At 52.7% G+C, this 17,601-nt stretch carries 21 protein-coding genes; 14 read left to right on the forward strand and 7 right to left on the reverse strand.

Annotated features, from left to right (window positions below; translation table 11 throughout):
- The first annotated feature begins 117 nt into the window (after nucleotides 1-117).
- The 3 genes from flgA (at nucleotide 118) to RAC90_RS18735 (ending at nucleotide 1,619) form a co-directional block, all read left to right on the forward strand.
- Nucleotides 118-777, forward strand: coding sequence for a flagellar basal body P-ring formation chaperone FlgA (gene flgA, locus RAC90_RS18725; RefSeq protein WP_033737561.1), 660 nt, complete (start codon nucleotides 118-120; stop codon nucleotides 775-777).
- A gap of 102 nt (nucleotides 778-879) precedes the next feature.
- A complete protein-coding gene (gene flgM, locus RAC90_RS18730; RefSeq protein WP_006118814.1) occupies nucleotides 880-1,182 on the forward strand; it encodes a flagellar biosynthesis anti-sigma factor FlgM in 303 nt (100 codons plus the stop codon).
- A 5-nt stretch (nucleotides 1,183-1,187) separates the two neighbouring features.
- Nucleotides 1,188-1,619 carry a flagella synthesis protein FlgN gene (locus RAC90_RS18735; protein WP_006118813.1) on the forward strand — a complete coding sequence of 144 codons (432 nt, stop codon included), beginning with the start codon at nucleotides 1,188-1,190 and terminating at the stop codon, nucleotides 1,617-1,619.
- Nucleotides 1,620-1,885: 266 nt separating this feature from the next.
- On the opposite strand, the gene RAC90_RS18740 is transcribed toward RAC90_RS18735, so the two are convergent.
- The 5 genes from RAC90_RS18740 to rimJ all read right to left on the reverse strand — a co-directional run bounded on the left by RAC90_RS18740 (nucleotide 1,886) and on the right by rimJ (nucleotide 7,917).
- Nucleotides 1,886-3,580 carry a methyl-accepting chemotaxis protein gene (locus tag RAC90_RS18740; protein WP_054687929.1) on the reverse strand — a complete coding sequence of 565 codons (1,695 nt, stop codon included), beginning with the start codon at nucleotides 3,578-3,580 and terminating at the stop codon, nucleotides 1,886-1,888.
- 505 nt (nucleotides 3,581-4,085) lie between these two features.
- Nucleotides 4,086-5,624, reverse strand: coding sequence for a murein biosynthesis integral membrane protein MurJ (gene murJ / locus RAC90_RS18745; RefSeq protein WP_375124644.1), 1,539 nt, complete (start codon nucleotides 5,622-5,624; stop codon nucleotides 4,086-4,088).
- Nucleotides 5,625-5,745: 121 nt separating this feature from the next.
- Complete coding sequence (locus RAC90_RS18750; RefSeq protein WP_054687930.1) at nucleotides 5,746-6,666, reverse strand: Gfo/Idh/MocA family protein; 921 nt, start codon at nucleotides 6,664-6,666, stop codon at nucleotides 5,746-5,748.
- Entirely contained in the window at nucleotides 6,667-7,311 is a 645-nt protein-coding gene (locus RAC90_RS18755) for a YceH family protein (RefSeq protein ID WP_375124645.1), read from the reverse strand.
- Nucleotides 7,312-7,326: 15 nt separating this feature from the next.
- Nucleotides 7,327-7,917, reverse strand: coding sequence for a ribosomal protein S5-alanine N-acetyltransferase (gene rimJ / locus RAC90_RS18760; RefSeq protein ID WP_033737566.1), 591 nt, complete (start codon nucleotides 7,915-7,917; stop codon nucleotides 7,327-7,329).
- 408 nt (nucleotides 7,918-8,325) lie between these two features.
- Here rimJ and RAC90_RS18765 point away from each other — a divergent pair, with 408 nt between their 5' ends.
- From RAC90_RS18765 to RAC90_RS18800, 8 genes are all read left to right on the forward strand, one after another.
- On the forward strand, nucleotides 8,326-8,889 hold the full coding sequence (locus RAC90_RS18765; RefSeq protein WP_006118807.1) for a lipoprotein: 564 nt from the start codon (nucleotides 8,326-8,328) through the stop codon (nucleotides 8,887-8,889).
- 157 nt (nucleotides 8,890-9,046) lie between these two features.
- Nucleotides 9,047-10,090, forward strand: coding sequence for a dihydroorotase (gene pyrC / locus RAC90_RS18770; protein ID WP_006118806.1), 1,044 nt, complete (start codon nucleotides 9,047-9,049; stop codon nucleotides 10,088-10,090).
- Nucleotides 10,091-10,152: 62 nt separating this feature from the next.
- The gene (dinI, locus tag RAC90_RS18775; protein ID WP_375124646.1) at nucleotides 10,153-10,398 is read left to right on the forward strand and encodes a DNA damage-inducible protein I; all 246 of its coding nucleotides are present in this window, start codon (nucleotides 10,153-10,155) and stop codon (nucleotides 10,396-10,398) included.
- 142 nt (nucleotides 10,399-10,540) lie between these two features.
- Nucleotides 10,541-10,813, forward strand: a complete 273-nt coding sequence (locus RAC90_RS18780; RefSeq protein ID WP_006118803.1) for a hypothetical protein — start codon at nucleotides 10,541-10,543, stop codon at nucleotides 10,811-10,813.
- Nucleotides 10,814-11,058: 245 nt separating this feature from the next.
- Nucleotides 11,059-11,313, forward strand: coding sequence for a biofilm formation regulator BssS (gene bssS, locus RAC90_RS18785; protein WP_006118802.1), 255 nt, complete (start codon nucleotides 11,059-11,061; stop codon nucleotides 11,311-11,313).
- A gap of 96 nt (nucleotides 11,314-11,409) precedes the next feature.
- Complete coding sequence (gene solA, locus RAC90_RS18790; protein ID WP_164483127.1) at nucleotides 11,410-12,528, forward strand: N-methyl-L-tryptophan oxidase; 1,119 nt, start codon at nucleotides 11,410-11,412, stop codon at nucleotides 12,526-12,528.
- 291 nt (nucleotides 12,529-12,819) lie between these two features.
- Nucleotides 12,820-13,395, forward strand: a complete 576-nt coding sequence (locus RAC90_RS18795) for a cytochrome b (protein ID WP_324028648.1) — start codon at nucleotides 12,820-12,822, stop codon at nucleotides 13,393-13,395.
- 1 nt (nucleotide 13,396) lies between these two features.
- A complete protein-coding gene (locus RAC90_RS18800) occupies nucleotides 13,397-13,972 on the forward strand; it encodes a YceI family protein (protein WP_006118799.1) in 576 nt (191 codons plus the stop codon).
- 39 nt (nucleotides 13,973-14,011) lie between these two features.
- Here the strand turns inward: RAC90_RS18800 and RAC90_RS18805 are convergent, their stop codons facing one another.
- On the reverse strand, nucleotides 14,012-15,061 hold the full coding sequence (locus RAC90_RS18805) for a rhodanese-related sulfurtransferase (protein WP_058701398.1): 1,050 nt from the start codon (nucleotides 15,059-15,061) through the stop codon (nucleotides 14,012-14,014).
- A 260-nt stretch (nucleotides 15,062-15,321) separates the two neighbouring features.
- Here RAC90_RS18805 and RAC90_RS18810 point away from each other — a divergent pair, with 260 nt between their 5' ends.
- The 3 genes from RAC90_RS18810 (at nucleotide 15,322) to RAC90_RS18820 (ending at nucleotide 17,334) form a co-directional block, all read left to right on the forward strand.
- The gene (locus tag RAC90_RS18810; protein WP_006118797.1) at nucleotides 15,322-16,245 is read left to right on the forward strand and encodes a Kdo(2)-lipid IV(A) acyltransferase; all 924 of its coding nucleotides are present in this window, start codon (nucleotides 15,322-15,324) and stop codon (nucleotides 16,243-16,245) included.
- Between the two features lie 170 nt (nucleotides 16,246-16,415).
- Nucleotides 16,416-16,766 (forward strand): DUF3147 family protein, encoded by a 351-nt coding sequence (locus RAC90_RS18815; RefSeq protein ID WP_006118796.1) that lies wholly within the window; start codon nucleotides 16,416-16,418, stop codon nucleotides 16,764-16,766.
- A gap of 166 nt (nucleotides 16,767-16,932) precedes the next feature.
- Nucleotides 16,933-17,334 (forward strand): MysB family protein, encoded by a 402-nt coding sequence (locus tag RAC90_RS18820; protein ID WP_033737574.1) that lies wholly within the window; start codon nucleotides 16,933-16,935, stop codon nucleotides 17,332-17,334.
- On the opposite strand, the gene RAC90_RS18825 is transcribed toward RAC90_RS18820, so the two are convergent.
- Complete coding sequence (locus tag RAC90_RS18825) at nucleotides 17,325-17,549, reverse strand: YceK/YidQ family lipoprotein (protein ID WP_033737575.1); 225 nt, start codon at nucleotides 17,547-17,549, stop codon at nucleotides 17,325-17,327. The two genes, RAC90_RS18820 and RAC90_RS18825, sit on opposite strands and share 10 nt — an antisense overlap.
- Nucleotides 17,550-17,601 lie beyond the last annotated feature (52 nt).

Here is a 17,601-nt window from a genome sequence, read left to right on the forward strand (position 1 = left end):
TAATTGGGAAAAAGCAAGAGCCATCGTCTGAATAACGCCTCAAATCGTCGCTATTTTAACTCTTGAGTTTTTTTTCAAACGCGTACACTCATTGCCATCATCAGTGAGGAAAAGCACATGCGTGGATATCCAGCCCTGTTAGCCAGCCTGCTGGCCCTGTTTGCCTTACCCGTTATGGCAGGCGATTTCAGCGCCCAACTGAACCAGTTTTTTAAAGCCCGTGATCCTGAGCATGCCACGGGCATGAACGTCGTCATTCGCACGCCACAGGCACAGTGGCCCTTATGTGATACGCCGCAATTTACGTTGCCCGGCAACAGCCGCCCGTGGGGCAATATGAGCGTGGCAGCCAACTGCGGAGAAAATCGACGTTATATTCAGGTCCAGGTTCAGGTCACTGGCCGTTATCTGGTGGCGAAAAATTTAATCGCCCGCGGCGCAACCGTGAGCAAAGACGATTTCCGCATCGAAGAGGGACGTCTGGATACGCTGCCGCCGCGCACCCTGCTTAACGATGAGACCGTCGCCGATTCTGTGGTGCTGCGTGACATTCAGCCGGGACAGCCGGTGAGTCAGTCGATGCTGCGCCAGCCGTGGCGTGTAAAAGCAGGTCAGGATGTCATGGTGGTTGCCAGTGGCGACGGATTTGATGCCAGCGGCGAGGGGAAAGCCTTAAGCAATGGCACTATTGCGCAATGGGTTCGTGTACGTATGGGGAACGGTCAGGTTGTGAGCGGTAGGGTCAGTGATGATGGGAAAATTCTCATAACACTATAAAACATTAAAGAAGCCTGTTTATTTGCCGATAGAAGAATCAGCAAAGCGATTACGCTATTATGATTCAGGTGGCAGACCCCCTGACCTTACAGGAGCCCGAATATGAGCATCGAAAGAACACAACCGTTAAAGCCCGCCAGCACCGTGCAAACACGTGACAGCAGCGAGCCGCAAACTGCGCGTGTGCGCCAGAGTGACAGCGCAACAGCGACCACACCAGCCGCCGCTCAGGTGAGCCTGAGCAGCGCCCAGGCGCAGCTGATGAAGCCAGGCAGCCAGGACATTAACGTCCAACGCGTTGAACAATTGAAAACCGCTATTCGTAACGGCGAGTTGAAGATGGATACCGGCAAGATCGCCGATGCGCTGATTGCCGACACTAAGGCGTATTTAGAGGGTAAATAATCCCCATGAGTAATTTGCTGACCACATTAGATAAGATGCAGGAAGTGCTGGTGTCTCTGGCGACCGTTCTGGATGAAGAAGAACAACAGTTGTCGTCCGGAATGATTGACAGCAACAATTTGCAGCGCATTACCGAAGATAAAAGCGCGCTGCTGACGACGCTGAACTATCTGGATGAGATGCGCCGTAGCAACGAGAAAAGCCTGGGGACATCTGCACCTTATCGTGGTCAGAGTGACATGGCGCGCCGCTGGGAAGGTATTCAGCAGCATACACGCCGGTTACACCGTGCCAACACGCACAACGGCATCCTGTTACAGCACCAGATTACCTTCACGCATGATGCGTTAGACGTGCTTAAGCCGCATCAGACGCAAGCGTTCTACGGACCGGATGGAAAAGGTCAGGGCCAGGCGACGCTGAGCCGTAAAATCTGATAACGTCAGTCTGGTGATCACGCTGTCCATTTTTGAAGAATCCGTCATCACGCGTGGATGACGGATTTTTTCATGCTGTCGTCACAGGGCGGCGGGTCTGTTATGCAGAATATCTGTCCTCTTCGCCCAACAGATGCAGTGTCCAACGCGCTTTAAATCCGGCATCCCGGATAACGTCTCTGCTCCAGCGCATCCCTGCGCACACTGCCTTTTCTGATAATAAGCGGACGCCGATTTAGCCTGTCACGATCTGGCAGGCATTCGTCTTAAAACGCTTCCCAGTTGTCATGACCTTTCTTCGGTGCCGCTGCTGCAAAAGCAGGAACGGCGGGAGCAACGACTACAGTGGGGGCGTCAGACGGTGTTAACGGGGCTCGTTCAAGTTTAAAGACGGCCACGGCTTTCGTCAGTTTATCCGCCTGATCCTCAAGGGAGGCCGCAGCGGCTGAAGCCTCTTCAACCAGTGACGCATTTTGCTGGGTTACTGCATCCATTTCTGTAATCGCGTGGCTGACCTGCTGAATGCCTCGGTTCTGCTCGTCTGAAGAGACGGCAATTTCAGAAATGATGTCATTCACACGCTGGAAAGCGTCTACCGTTTTCATCATGGTGGTGCCGGCATCGCTGACCAGTTCCGTGCCGTTGTTAACCAGTCCGACAGAAGTGGCAATAAGCCCTTCGATTTCTTTTGCAGCCTGCGCGCTGCGCTGAGCAAGACTGCGCACTTCGCTGGCGACCACCGCAAACCCGCGTCCCTGCTCCCCTGCCCGCGCGGCTTCGACCGCGGCATTCAATGCCAGAATATTCGTCTGAAAGGCGATACTGTTAATGACGCTGGTAATTTCAGCGATCTTTTTCGAACTGCCGGAGATATCGTCCATGGTTTTGACGACGCGATTAACAATCTCTCCACCCGACTGGGCTTTTTCGGACGCATCGGACGCCAACTGGCAGGCGTGATGCGCATTGTCGGCATTCTGTTTCACCGTCGCGGTCAGTTGTTCCATACTGGCAGCCGTCTGTTCCAGCGACGCGGCCTGCTGTTCCGTGCGGGAGGAGAGATCGGTGTTGCCGGAGGCAATTTCCCCCGCGCTCTGAAAGATAGCAATGGCCCCATCGCGGACAGCGCCGACTGTTTGGGCAAGCGATGACTGCATACGTTGCAGGTTCGACAGTAACATACCCGGCTCGTTACGACCGCAGGCCGACGGTGGTACAGTCAAATCGCCGTGGGCAATCAGGTCGATACGGTGAAGTGACTGTCTTAAAGGCTTAATCACCACTTTTCTCAGCAGAGCAAAAGCCAGTAGCACAATCACTACGGATGCGATAAAGGCCACTAACATTGTGGTATAGCCTGTTTTAACCTGTTCAACCGCCTGCTGTTTAATGTCCATCGAGCGCTGATTGCGCATCTGAATGGCTTTCATCAACACGTCTTTATACGCTTTGTCGAGTTTGTCAGCCGCCGTTTCATCCGCAATGATCTCTTCAAAACTGTTCTGTTTGGCTGCCTCAATCATCGGCATCAACCCTTTTTGCAGGTAATCCTTAAATCGCGCCTGCAGTTGTTTATCGAGTTCGATGCCGACTGGCGTCCTGACCGGACGGTTAAGGTAAATATTCAGCCCATTTTCTGCCTTTTTAATGCTGACCTCTGTGGCGCTGAGGAAAGCGGCGTAGTTATCCGTGTCGGCAATACGTGCCGCTGCGCCGGCCTGAATAATATTGAGCCTGGCAGAGCGCATATGCGTTGAGCTGTCGAGTAATCCCTGCCTTACCGAAATTTCATCCGTTGACACGTCAAGGGAATGTTGCCCCTGCGTCAAAAACCAGGCAGATATCGTGCTACTGCACACGAACAGAAATAAGATGCCGCCAAAAATCAGGCTGAATAAGGGAATAAGATTGAGGTTGTACCAGAAACCTGGCATCGCGTTTTCATGAGCGCGGGTATGCATTTTGATCTTCCTCTCAATGATGGACTAAAGGTACTCATCGGCAGGAAGAAGACAGGATTTACGCCAAAACGAACTTTTGAATCAGTTTCTTACAACATTATGGGCTTACCGTGCGAGGCGATGTCAGACGCTAAATAGCAATGAAAAAAACATGAATTTTTTATGACAATACGCTGTAAACAGGCTTTTCGACGCACCGTATTAACGCCTTGCGCCTGATGAGTCAGTAACGGCGTGCCCCCATCCATTATTGGGTATCGTCTCTTTGGCAACCCGCTGAGCGGATTATTCACCTGAAGATGCCTACAGGTCTGCTGCGATAGCTGTTCCAGGCCAGCAAAAGGGATGACAGAGGTTCGTGGCATCGCCGGGCGTGATGAAATGACCGGTCTGGCACAGAATCCCTTGTTAGTCCGGCCTGCACTGCGCAGGTTTATGACAAAAAGGCCGTAATGTTATTCATTACGGCCTGGATTACGGCATTAACCGTTGGAGGGTTTTATGGTCAGACGGCGGTACGGCGGGCATAATCCCGCAGTCGGAAGCCCATCATGCCCAGGGACAGGAAATAAGCGCCGCCGCCTACCGCACAGACGAGAGTCAGCCGCAACAGGCGCCATAGCATGTTGCCCTGCTCCCAGTCAGGCATCCAGTACAGCATGCCTGACAGCGCGGCCGCCATGACGATTACCGCCACCAGTAAGCGAATCAGAAAACCGGCCCAGCCAGGCTGAGGTTGAAAGATTTTCTTTTTACGCAGTTGCCAGTAGAGCAACCCAGCATTGAGGCAGGCACCCAGACCAATGGAGAGTGACAGTCCGGCATGCTTCAGCGGGCCAATAAAGGCCAGATTCATTAGCTGGGTCGCGATCAGCGTAACAATCGCAATTTTTACCGGCGTTTTAATGTCCTGACGGGAATAGAAGCCCGGCGCCAGGACTTTCACGACGATCAGGCCCATCAATCCCACCGAGTAGGCAATCAGCGCACGCTGCGTCATAGCGGCATCAAAGGCAGTAAATTTTCCGTACTGGAACAACGCGACAGTCAGCGGACCGGACAACATACCCAGCGCCACCGCACTGGGCAACGCCAGTAAAAAGCACAAACGCAGGCCCCAGTCCATTAAGCGCGAATACTCTTCATGGTGGCCACTGGCGAAACTTTTTGCCAGAGAAGGCAATAAAATCGTGCCCAGCGCCACGCCTAACACGCCGGACGGAAACTCCATCAGGCGGTCAGCGTAATACATCCATGAGACAGAGCCCGAAACCAGGAACGAGGCAAAAATCGTATTGATGATCAGTGAGATCTGACTCACTGAAACCCCAAGAATTGCCGGCCCCATCTGGCGCATCACGCGCCACACGCCAGCATCACGCAGGTTGATCCGCGGCAGGACCAGCATGCCCAGCTTTTTCAGATGCGGTAACTGATAGCCCAGTTGCAGCAGTCCGCCGACCACCACCGCCCACGCCAGCGCCATGATGGGCGGATGGAAGTGCGGTGCGGCGAACAGCGCAAAGCCGATCATGCTGATATTCAGCAGCGTGGGGGCAAACGCCGGCACCGAAAAACGGTTCCAGGTGTTTAATATGGCCCCAGCCAGCGAAGCCAGCGAAATCAGGAGAATGTAGGGGAAAGTGACGCGCAGCAGCGCGCTGGTCAGGGCAAATTTATCGGCTGTATCGGCGAAACCCGGTGCCGTCACCAGGATGACCCAGGGGGCGGCAACCATGCCTGCGACGGTCACGAGCGCCAGCGCCAGGGTCAGCAGACCGGAAACGTAGGACACAAAAAGCCGCGTAGCCTCTTCGCCCTGCTTACTTTTATACTCGGCAAGAATAGGAACAAATGCCTGCGAGAAGGCCCCTTCAGCAAAAATACGCCGCAGAAGATTAGGTAGTTTAAACGCAACAAAGAACGCATCGGTCGCCATGCCGGCACCAAACACCCGTGCCACAATGGCATCCCGGGCAAAACCCAGCACGCGGGAAAACAGGGTCATTGAACTGACCGCTGCCAGCGATTTCAACAAATTCATAATTGACGGGGCATCCTGAAAAGAATCGGCAAAATGAGTGACTTAGCACGGGTCCTGTCACACGTCGGGCGATAGTCTACTGCGATCGCGTGAAATGACCAGCACTGAGTGTTACAAGGCGTTATTCCCGTTCCGCGTCACGCCACATGGATTCGACGATACGTTGCGCCAGCAGTGCCTGCTCACCACTCGTTTCCGGCTTTGTCTGATTTTCGATGCAGTGAACAAAATGTTCTGCCACGCCCACAAATCCGCGCTGAGCCAGATGGCTCTGCCAGGCGGCAGGCGGCGTGAGCACTACGCCTGCACCGCACTCTTCCTGCCAGTCGCGCATGTCATGAATATCAATGCACTTGCCATCACAGATGGCGCTGATACGTTCGCGCTGGCTGCCTGCCCGACGATGCATACTGGTGGTTACCTGCAATCCACCCGCATTGAAATGGTGCTCGGCGTAAAGCATCTGTCCCTGTTCATTGGTCGCAATATGGCCCTGACGGGGCAGCGCACGGCCTCCTGCCAGCCACAGAGCCGTATCAACGACATGCAGGTAATCATCTAACAGTGTAAAGCGCAGATCCTGTGGACCCACGCTGTCGCTGCGGTGTTTTTCGATACGCAGCGCAGCGGCGGAGTGCATTTGTGTTTTCAGTTGCTGATAGCAGGGCGCGAAACGCCGGTTAAACGCCACCATTAGCTTTCGTTGTTTCTTTTCGGCCAGCGCGACCAGCGCCTCTGCCTGATTCAGGGTTTCTGCCAGCGGTTTGTCGACACAGACATCCTTGCCAGCCTGAAGCAGTGCTTTGACCACGTCGTAATGGCTGGCCGTACTGCTGTGCACAAATACGGCGTCACAGGCGGCAGCCAGATCGGTCAGTGAAGGGAAGCAGGTGATACGGTAGCGGTCACAGACGATGCGGGCGTTGGCCTGATTCGGCGAAAATGCGCCGACTAACTGCCAGTTATTTGCCTGCGATAACACAGGCAACCAGGCCTTTTGCGCAATACCGCCCAACCCAACAACACCAATGCGAATCGTCATTTATTGTTCTCTTTCCAGTAATTGCGCCAGTTGTGCCTGAAGATCGGCAACCTGTTGCTCAAGCGCCTCAACCCGATCCCGCAGCGCGGCATCGTCCGCCGTGGCTGGGTGTTGCTCCAGCGCCCCGAGTTCGGCCTCATCAGCAAACATGTGCATAAAACGGCTTTCACGTTTACCCGGCTCCCGCGCCAGGCGCATGACCATGGGCCCCTCAGCGCGCGACATCAACGTGTCCAGCGTCTGTTCAACGTCGCTGACGTCGGCAAACTCATGCAAACGCCCACTCCGGGTCCGCAGTTCACCAGGGGTTTGTGCGCCACGCAGGAACAGCAATGTGAGAACGGCAACTTCTGCGCTACTGAGCTGTAAATTACCGAAGGCGGAATTGCAGAAGCGTTGCTCGTATTTCACCACGCGCTGGCCGAACCCGCTGTTGGCGGTCACCAGATGCTTTTTAATCAGGAGATCGAGCTGATCCTGCACGTCGCTTTCGCTCAGCGTCATCACGGGCTCGCGATTAGATTTTTGATTACAGGCGATAAGCACGCCATTTAATGAAAGAGGATACTGTTCCGGTGTGGTGATTTGCTTTTCCAGCAGGCAACCCAGCACGCGCAACGCATGCGCCGACAAGGTCATCTTCATTGCGAACTCCTCATTTTACCCACGACGATTGGGTGTCCATTCCTTGCTGGTCAGCGCAGTCAGGACATGATCCTGCCACTGACCGTTAATCATCAGGTAGTTTTTAGCATAGCCCTCTTTTTCGAATCCCAGGCGGGCCAGCAGGTCACCACTGCGCTGGTTATGCGGCATGTAGTTTGCCATGATGCGGTGGATATATTGCTGGCGCTGCATATAGCGAATCGCCGACTGCAGCGCTTCAAACATCAGGCCCTGCCCTTGCCACTTCTCGCCAAGCGAATAGCCAAGATAGCAGGCATGAAAAGCACCGCGCAGGACATTGCTAAAATTCGCCACGCCACGCACTTCCGTTTCATTGCTGTCCATTAAAATAAAATAGAACGCCGAGCCCTGTTTATGCATATCAGCGATCAGGCCCAGCCGGGCTTGCCAGCCAGAGGGATAACAGTGGCTGTCATCACGCACCGGCTCCCAGGGTTTAAGGAAGTCACGGTTTTCCGCGTAATAGTCGGCTAAACGCCATGCATCGCGTTCATGAACCAGTCTTACCACCAGCCGCTCGGTCGTGAGTCGCACCCTTGGTGCGGCAGAACGATAGCCAAACATCATCTCTCCTGAAGTCCATGGCGGGAAGGAAATGCCAGTCATTGATAACTTTCACTATAACCGCCGCCAGGTCTGCGGTAAAACGTTACGCATATCACAACAGCCAGGTCGCTGAATTATCGTCCGGCCCACCGTGCAGCGCAGACGCGTCAAAAGACCTGTTCATATCTCCGATCCAGAAAACTGGTTCGGTAACCACATCGGTTTCTTAACCCTGTGCGCTGTCACTGCCCCGCCGCGTAAGAAGCCGTGGGTGCCGCAAGCCGCCCGTTTTAACAGCGGAAGATCGGGACACTTTCTTCCGGAAGGCATTTTCGGCAAATCCATATCATCCCATTCCTGATGACAGACGGTTTGCATTCAGGCAGGCTATGCCACGAGCGAGTTTTTCAGTTAAACGAGGGAAGTATGAAGACGGTTTTTCACGGGCTGGTTGCCCTGTTTTTAGCGGTTTTACTGAGTGGCTGTAATCAGTTAACGCAATACACAATTAGCGAACAGGAAGTCAATCAGGCCCTGCAAAAACATAATAACTTCGAAAAAGACATTGGCGTATCAGGTCTGGTCAATGCCCATATTGTGTTAACTAACCTGAATAGCCAGATTGGTCGGGACGTGCCAGGCAAAGTCACCTTATCGGGCGATGCCAAAATTAATGTCTCCTCACTCTTTGGTCCGCAACAGGCCGATATGCAGCTCAAAATGCGTGCGCAGCCAGTGTTTGATCAGCAGCAAGGAGCCATATATTTGCGCGATATGGAAATCGTCGATGCGCAGGTTCAGCCCGAGAAAATGGCCTCTATTATGAAAACCCTGACGCCTTATCTGAATCAGTCGTTAAAAAGCTACTTTGATCAGCACCCGGCCTACGTGCTGAGCGCCGATCGCAGTAAAGCGGAATCGCTGGCGAAAAAATTCGCGAAAGGGCTGGAAGTGAAGCCTGGTGAACTGGTCATCCCCTTCACCGACTAACCGCCTGACAGGCAGCTTTACCGTCATCTTATCCGCGCCTTCAGGCGCGGATTTTTTTTAAAAAAGAAAAACAGGTGCAAACGGTTGCCTGAGTCCTTATGCTTATAACCCGGCCTAAACACGCCTTTCGTTTATTCTACTTGCCGGAGCCGCATTCATGACCGCACACCCTCAGCAACTTACTATCCGCCGTCCAGATGACTGGCATATCCATCTTCGTGATGATGATATGCTCAACACTGTGCTGCCCTATACCAGCGCAGTCAATGGTCGTGCTATCGTCATGCCCAATCTGGTTCCGCCGGTAGTCAGCGTCGCGGCGGGCGAAGCTTATCGCAATCGCATTCTGGCTGCCTTACCTGATGGGCACGCTTTTACCCCCCTGATGACCTGCTACCTGACCGACTCGTTAGAGGCCGATGAGCTGGCCCGCGGTTTTCAGTCGGGATTGTTCACGGCCGCCAAACTGTATCCCGCTCATGCCACGACCAATTCAAGCCATGGTGTCACCAATATTGCTTCGATTGCCTCAGTGCTGGAGCGGATGCAAACGCTGGGAATGCCGCTGCTGGTGCACGGTGAAGTGACGGACTCGCACATCGATATTTTTGACCGCGAAGCCCGCTTTATTGAAACGGTGATGGAACCGCTACGCAAACAGTTCCCCGCGCTGAAAGTGGTGATGGAACACATCACGACCAAAGATGCAGCTGACTATGTGGAAAGCGCCAATGAAAACCTGGCGGCAACGATTACGCCGCAGCATCTGATGTTTAACCGCAACCATATGCTGGTCGGGGGTATCCGCCCTCACCTGTACTGTCTGCCGATCCTGAAACGCAATACGCATCAGCAGGCGCTGCGCAGGATTGTCGCCTCCGGTCATCCCCGTTTCTTTCTGGGTACCGACACCGCGCCTCATTTGCGCCATCTGAAAGAGAGCAGCTGCGGCTGTGCGGGTGTGTTCAACGCCCCTACCTCCCTGCCCGCGTACGCCACCGTATTTGAAGAGCTCAATGCCCTGCAGCATTTTGAGGCATTTTGTTCTGAAAATGGTCCGCGTTTCTATGGCCTGCCGCTGAACGAAGGCACCCTTACGCTGGTGCGTGAGCCATGGACGGTAGAAGAAAGCATTGCAATGGGCTCTCATACGCTGGTGCCTTTCCTGGCCGGGGAAACCCTCAACTGGCGTATAAAATAATTTCGCTTGCCTCCGCTATATTTATACTGTAATTATATACAGTATCTTATACGGAGGCTTTTATGCGTGTTGAAATTACCGTTGCCAAAACCCAACCTCTTCCCGCTGGTGCGATGGAAGCCCTGAGCCATGAGCTGTCGCGCCGGATCGATGAACAATTTCCGCAATTCACCAATCAGGTCAAAGTGCGTTACGCCACGGCGAATCAGCTGAGCGTAATGGGCGGTGACAAAGACACGCGTGAACAAATCAGTGAAATCCTGCAGCAAACGTGGGAAAGCGCTGACGACTGGTTCATTACCGATTAACCGCCACTGTGCTGTTTTTACCGGGTTTCGCCACCCGGTTTTTTTATCTTCATTTATGCCTGACTAACCGCTTGCCCATCTGGACTCCGAATGACCAATGCCCTATGCTGGCGCTGATCATGCATAAAAGGAGTTTCATCCCATGACTACAGATAAACCCGAAGAAGCCATGACCTTTGGCGAGCTGCTGACACTCATTGGTGAACAGCAACGCCGCTTGACGGTGCTGGAAAACGCCTTTTCCAGCCTGATTTTCTGTCTTGATGATCGGGCCAGTCAGTTGCTGGTGCATAATCTTTCGCTTGAAGCGCAAAATCAAAACCATGATGAGCAATTGCAGCAGCAGTTTGCGCGCCTTGCAGAGACATTACAAAAACGTAGCGGTTCAGCAGGCGTTGAAACTTCCCCTCTTTAACCCTGTTTAACGACCTTAATAAGCCTTTTTTATTGTTCAATTAGGACAATTGCACGCCCGGTATTCAGGTATTATATCTTCTCAGCCTGACTGTTTTAGAGATAATCATTCTGCATTCAGGCTTTCCATGATACGTTTTAATCAGTGAATCGCCATTTTGCTGTTATAATTGTTTCGCAGTGGAAATTAAAAGCCGCATTGAACCTCATCATGCACTTCGTTTAACGAGTAATAAGGAGGTTATAATGGACAGTCGGAAAGATGTAATTCAGACCCATCCTCTGGTGGGCTGGGATATCAGTACTGTTGACAGCTATGATGCGATGATGATCCGTCTGCACTCACTTTCGTCGCAGGATCAAACTGAAGAAGACGCGGACGTCGGCCCGACCTACTGGCTGACGACAGATGTAGCCAGGCAATTTATCTCTATTCTCGAAGCGGGTATCGCTAAGATTGAATCTGCCGAGCAAGTAGAACGACTACGAAAGAAGCATTAATACTGCTGCATCAGCGAGGCACCCACTCGGGTGCCTTTTTTCATGGACTTTCTGGTATGCTATTGATTATGTAACCCTTTCAGGAGTTCCATTTTCATGATTTACGATCTCATTGTGGTCGGTAGCGGTTCAGTGGGTGCAGCGGCTGGCTATTATGCGACCCAGGCTGGCCTTTCCGTGCTGATGATTGACAGCGCACATCCTCCCCATCATCAGGGTGCTCATCACGGAGAAAGCCGTTTGATTCGTCATGCCTATGGCGAGGGCGAACGCTATGTACCGCTGGTATTGCGTGCGCAAACGTTGTGGGATGAACTGGAACAGCAGGCGGGCGAGCGCATTATGCATCGTTGCGGTGTCCTGAATCTTGCGCCTGTCCAGTCTGAATTTATTCAAAACGTCGTAAGCAGCGCCCAAACCTGGCAGCTCCCTGTCGAGGTGCTGCAGGCGGCTGACGTGCGCAAGCGCTGGCCACAGCTGGCGGTTCCTGACGGATATCTGGGCGTTTTCGAACCAAACTCTGGCTTTTTAAAAAGTGAACAGGCGGTTCGAAGCTGGATACAGCTGGCAGAAAAACAGGGCTGCGCGCAGTTGTTTAACTGCCCGGTTACTCAGATCCGGCGTGACGGCGAATTGCAACAGGTTACCACGCTCGATGGCCTTTACCGCGGGCGCAAACTGTTGGTCAGTGCGGGCACCTGGGTGAGTAAACTGGTCCCCGATTTGCCCATCGCCCCTACGCGTAAGGTGTTTGCCTGGTATCAGGCTGATGGCCGCTACAGTGAAAACAATGCGTTTCCTGGCTTCACCTGCGAAATGCCGGATGGCAGTCAGTATTATGGTTTCCCGGCGGACAACAATGCCTTAAAAGTCGGTCGTCATGATGGTGGTCAGCTAATGACAACACCTGAAGACCGCAAGCCGTTCGGCAGCCTTTCCGCCGATGGCAGTGAAGCCTTCCGGTTTCTCCGTCAGTTTTTACCGGGCGTTGGGGTTTGCCTGCACGGTGAAGCCTGTAGCTATGACGTGAGTCCTGATGAGGATTTCATCATTGATACGCTTCCGGGCGAACCGAATCGTCTGATCATCACCGGTTTAAGCGGACATGGCTTTAAATTTGCCAGCGTGTTGGGTGAACTCGCCAGTCAGTTTGCACAGAATAAACCGTTCAGTTTCGATCTTACCCCTTTCCGTTTATCGCGTTTTCACGCCTGACCGTACGGCGCGCGTGCAGTGCACCGCGCCGCATTGACACAGATTTACACGCCAGCCCGTTTTACCGCTTTTTCTTCTGCCATCCAGGTGTTTCAGAGATGTTTTCTCCATCAGTCACATCATGCCGCCGCCAGACAAGGGCGTTTATTCAATAATCCTGCGCTTAGTCAAATCGGTTCACCAAACCCATTGCACCAGCAACAATAAATTTATAGAAAAGTAAGCATCATTGATTTTGTGTTTCATTCTGTAGATTCTTGTTTCCACGTATTCCTTTGGTGCTGTAGCACAATGTCGCTGACAAATTCCTCCACCCGTTACGGTTTACTCACGATTTTTCTGCACTGGTCAATGGCCGTGGTTATTTACGCCATGTTCGCGCTGGGCCTGTGGATGGTTGGCCTGAGTTATTACGACAGCTGGTACCATAACGCGCCTGACATTCATAAAAGCATCGGCGTGTTATTAATGCTGGCGCTGGTCATCCGACTGGTATGGCGTGTGCTTTCGCCGCCCCCTGAACCGTTGCGTAGCTATTCTCCTGCGGTGCGCTTCGCGGCAGTGTTCGTGCACTGGCTGCTTTACAGCCTGCTTATTGCCCTTCTGTTAAGTGGCTATCTGATCTCGACTGCGGATGGCAAACCCGTGTCTGTTTTCGGTTGGTTCTCGTTACCGGCATTATTCAGTGGAGCGGGTGAACAGGCGGATTTAGCAGGAAATATTCATCTGTGGCTGGCGTGGAACATCGTGGTGCTGTCGGTGTTGCATGGTCTTGCCGCGTTAAAACATCACTTTATTGACCGCGATATCACCCTGAAAAGGATGCTGGGACGGCGCATCCACTCTCCCTCTGAAAAGGAAAAATGATATGTTCAAAAAAACGCTTCTGGCTGTTACCGCTACTGGCCTGCTGCTGGGATCACTGACCGCTAATGCCGCCGATTACAAAATCGATAAAGAAGGCCAGCACGCCTTTGTTCAGTTCCGTATTCAGCATCTGGGCTACAGCTGGCTGTATGGGACGTTTAAAGATTTTGATGGCTCATTTACCTTCGATGCAGACAATCCCACCGCCGATAAAGTCGATGTCACGATTAAAACCAACAGCGTGGATACCAACCACGCCGAGCGTGACAAACATATTCGTGGCCCTGAATTTCTGAACGTGGCGAAACATCCCACCGCGACGTTCAAATCGACTTCCGTGAAAAAAGACGGTGACAAACTGGCGGTCACCGGGGATTTAACGCTGAATGGCGTGACAAAACCGGTGACGCTGGAAGCCAAAATGATGGGCGAAGGAAAAGATCCGTGGGGCGGTTATCGTGCCGGTTTTGAAGCTGAAGGCGAGATTGCGCTGAAAGACTTTAATATCACCCATGACCTGGGCCCTGCCTCGCAGAACGTCGAGTTAATTATCTCTGTTGAAGGCGTCCGTCAGTAACAAAACACCCGCCTGAAGTCGGCCTTCAGGCGGGGTCGGTTATTTCCGCGTCGGTGCCGGAATGGTCATATTCAGCAAGCCACGCGACTTGTTAAAGATTTTATTACCATTCTCACGTCCCGCCCGACGGGCACGCTGTTCTTCAGGCGACAGACGGGCTTCTTCCTGGCACAACGGGCTACAGCAGTGCTCATACTTCTCGGCACAACTTTCGCACTGTATAAACAGTAAGTGACAACCATCATTGACGCAGTTGACGTGCGTATCGCAGGGCTCACCACACTGATGACAATGCGCCAGAACATCATCCGATATACGCTCGCCCATGCGTTCATCAAAAACAAAGTTTTTACCTTTAAAACGCACCGGTAAATTTTGTTCCCGCGCCCGACGAGCATATTCAATAATCCCACCCTCGACATGATAAACATCCTGAAAACCGTTGTGTCGCATCCAGGCGCTGGCTTTTTCACAGCGAATCCCCCCGGTGCAGTACATCACGATTTTTTTGTCTTTCTTGTCTTTAAGCATATCCACGGCCATGGGCAGTTGATCGCGGAACGTGTCGGCAGGCACCTCTAATGCGTTATCGAAACGCCCGACTTCATACTCATAATGATTGCGCATATCGACAAAGACCGCATCAGGATCGTCGAGCATGGCGTTAACTTCGGCCGCTTTCAGGTAGTTGCCGACATTACTGGCATCAAAGCTGTCGTCCTCAATCCCGTCAGCCACAATGCGATCGCGCACTTTCAGGCGCAGCACCCAAAACGACTTGCCATCATCATCCAGCGCAATATTCATGCGCAGATTGTCCAGCGCGGGATCAAAGCCGTACAAAAAGGCTTTCATAGCCTCGTACTGGCTGGCTGGCACGCTGATCTGCGCATTGATGCCCTCATGGGCAACGTAGATGCGACCAAACACCTTTAATGCGGTTAACCCGACATAGAGCGCATCGCGAAAGGCTTTGGGATCGGCAATGGTGAAGTACTTGTAAAAAGAGACTGTGGTGCGCGGTTCGGTTTCGGCCAACATGCGCGCCTTCAGCTCTTTATTGGAAACAAGGTTGTGTAACACTGGCATGGTGTTCGTTCCTGTTATCAATAGAAGAAATTTAGCGCGCACATGATACCTGAAATGAAAAAAATGCGAAGCGTATAAGAAAAATTGATAGGTAAAACGGTAAATTTCGTTGCGCGATGGTGTTGTGCCCTCATTTTCATCTTCTGCAACACCCGGAGAAATGCTCTAACATTTCAGCCGCGGGGAAAAAAATGGCACAATAACCGCAACTGACGAATAACAGCACCGCAGGTGCACGACGCAGGATAACAGTATTCAAGATGACCCAATTGCCTCAATTTTCACGTGCACTTTTTCATCCCCGCTATTGGTTGACCTGGTTGGGTATCATTTTTCTCTATATTTTGGTCCTGTTACCTTATCCCCTGCTCTACGCGCTGGGTAGCGGTATTGGCCGTATCGCTATGCGGTTTATGAAGCGACGTGTGGCCATTGCTCGCCGCAACCTGGAGCTGAGCTTTCCGGATATGCCGACCAACGATCGTGAAGCCATGATTAAGCATAATTTTGAATCTGTTGGCATGGGTCTGATTGAAACCGGCATGGCGTGGTTCTGGCCCGACTGGCGGATTCATAAATGGCACACACCTTCCGGTCTGGAACATATTCAGCAGGCCCATGATACCCAGCGCGGCGTGTTACTTATCGGTATGCATTTCCTGACGCTGGAAATTGGCGCGCGTATGTTTGGCATTCATAATCCCGGTATTGGCGTTTACCGGCCGAATGACAATAAATTAATCGACTGGTTACAAACCCGCGGTCGTATGCGCTCCAATAAAGGCATGCTGGATCGTAAGGACCTGAAAGGCATGATCCGGGCCTTAAAACGTGGGGATATCATCTGGTATGCGCCCGATCATGATTATGGTCCCCGCAGCAGCGTGTTCGTCCCCTTCTTTGGCGTCGACAAAGCCGCCACCACCGTAGGGACACATATGTTAATGCGTACCGGAAAACCGGCGGTTATCCCGTTTGTGCCGCGCCGTCTGCCGGAAGGACGCGGTTACGAGTTGATCATTTTGCCTGATGTCAGCGCTGATTTTCCGCTGACCAGCGAAGAAGACACCGCCGCGCGCATGAATAAAGTGGTGGAAGAAGGCGTACTGCTGGCACCTGAGCAGTACATGTGGCTGCATCGCCGCTTTAAAACCCGCCCTGAAGGCGAACCCTCGCGCTATTAACCTCACCGCTGCCCGACACCGATGCGGGCAGCGCTTTTCCCTTACGGGGTGGTAAACCGTTTGTTCTGCACCCGACCTGGCGGTACGACCTCGCCCTGCCCCCATTCCACCGTCGGGCATGCCCTTCATGTTAAGTTGGATAATGCGTTGCGGTTGAACAGGAGAAAACGATGCTCTGGCTGCTTTCAAAATATGCAATAACGGCTCTGATGGTGGTGGTGATCTCGGAAGCGGCAAAACGCAGCGATCGTCTTGGCGGCCTGCTTGCGGCGCTGCCACTGGTCACGATTCTGGTGCTTGTCTGGATGAAACTGGAAGGACAAACGCAGACCAAAATTGCCGCCCACGCCTGGTACACCTTCTGGTATGTGGTGCCGACCTTGCCCATGTTTATCCTGTTTCCTTTTCTGTATCAGCGTACAGGCTTCTGGCTTACCCTGGGACTGAGCTGCGTCCTGACGCTTATCGTATTCGTTCTCTGGGCCGTTCTGCTGAAACGCTGGGGCATCGAACTGCTGTGATGACCTTCTCCGCGAGACAAGCCAGCACGATGTACCGCCTGATTTCATCACATCATTTTGCCTGCCGAACCGCCAGACATATTCGTCCTCTGACGCACTGACTTTCTCTCCTGCGATTTTGGTCTATCCTTCACTGAAATCACGTTAATCAGGCAAGGAGAGAAGCATGAGTATGTTCACTACACTGGAAGAAGCGATTGACGCTGCGCGTGAAGAGTTTCTCGCCAACCATCCAGACCTTGAGCAAGATGATGCAGCTATCAATCAGTTCGGTCTGCAAAAATATGTTATGCAGGATGGCGATATCATGTGGCAGGCAGAGTTCTTCGAAGACGAAGGGGATTCAGGCGAATGTTTACCGATTCGCAGTGGTGAAGCCGCTCAGGCAATTTTTGACGGTGACTTCGATGAGATTGAGTTGCGTCAGGAGTGGTTAGCGGAAAACACGCTGCATGAATGGGACGATGGCGAATTTCAGCTTGAGCCTCCACTGGACAGTGAAGAAGGTAAGGCTGCCGCCGAAGAGTGGGAAGACGATAACAGCGATTCCGATCGCGGTTACGTGTAAGGTCCATGGCTGGCGTCGACCGGAATAAGCAACGTATCGACGACCAGTGATAACGGCAGGTCGAGAATGGTGATAATCCGCCATGCCCCCTCCCTGACGTCCCACTTTACGCCGGGATAAAACTGGTTACCGTGTCCCTGTCCGGGCACGGTACGGCTGATAATACTGCCACAGCCGCTCAGCGTAACGATAGCGAGGGACAGCAGCGTTAACATAACGAGTTTATTCACAATAGCGACTCAGGTTAGACAGCCGTCATTTTAATCA

It is taken from the genome of Pantoea sp. CS_6 (genome assembly GCF_041954745.1).
In the GTDB taxonomy this organism is placed as follows: domain Bacteria; phylum Pseudomonadota; class Gammaproteobacteria; order Enterobacterales; family Enterobacteriaceae; genus Pantoea; species Pantoea stewartii.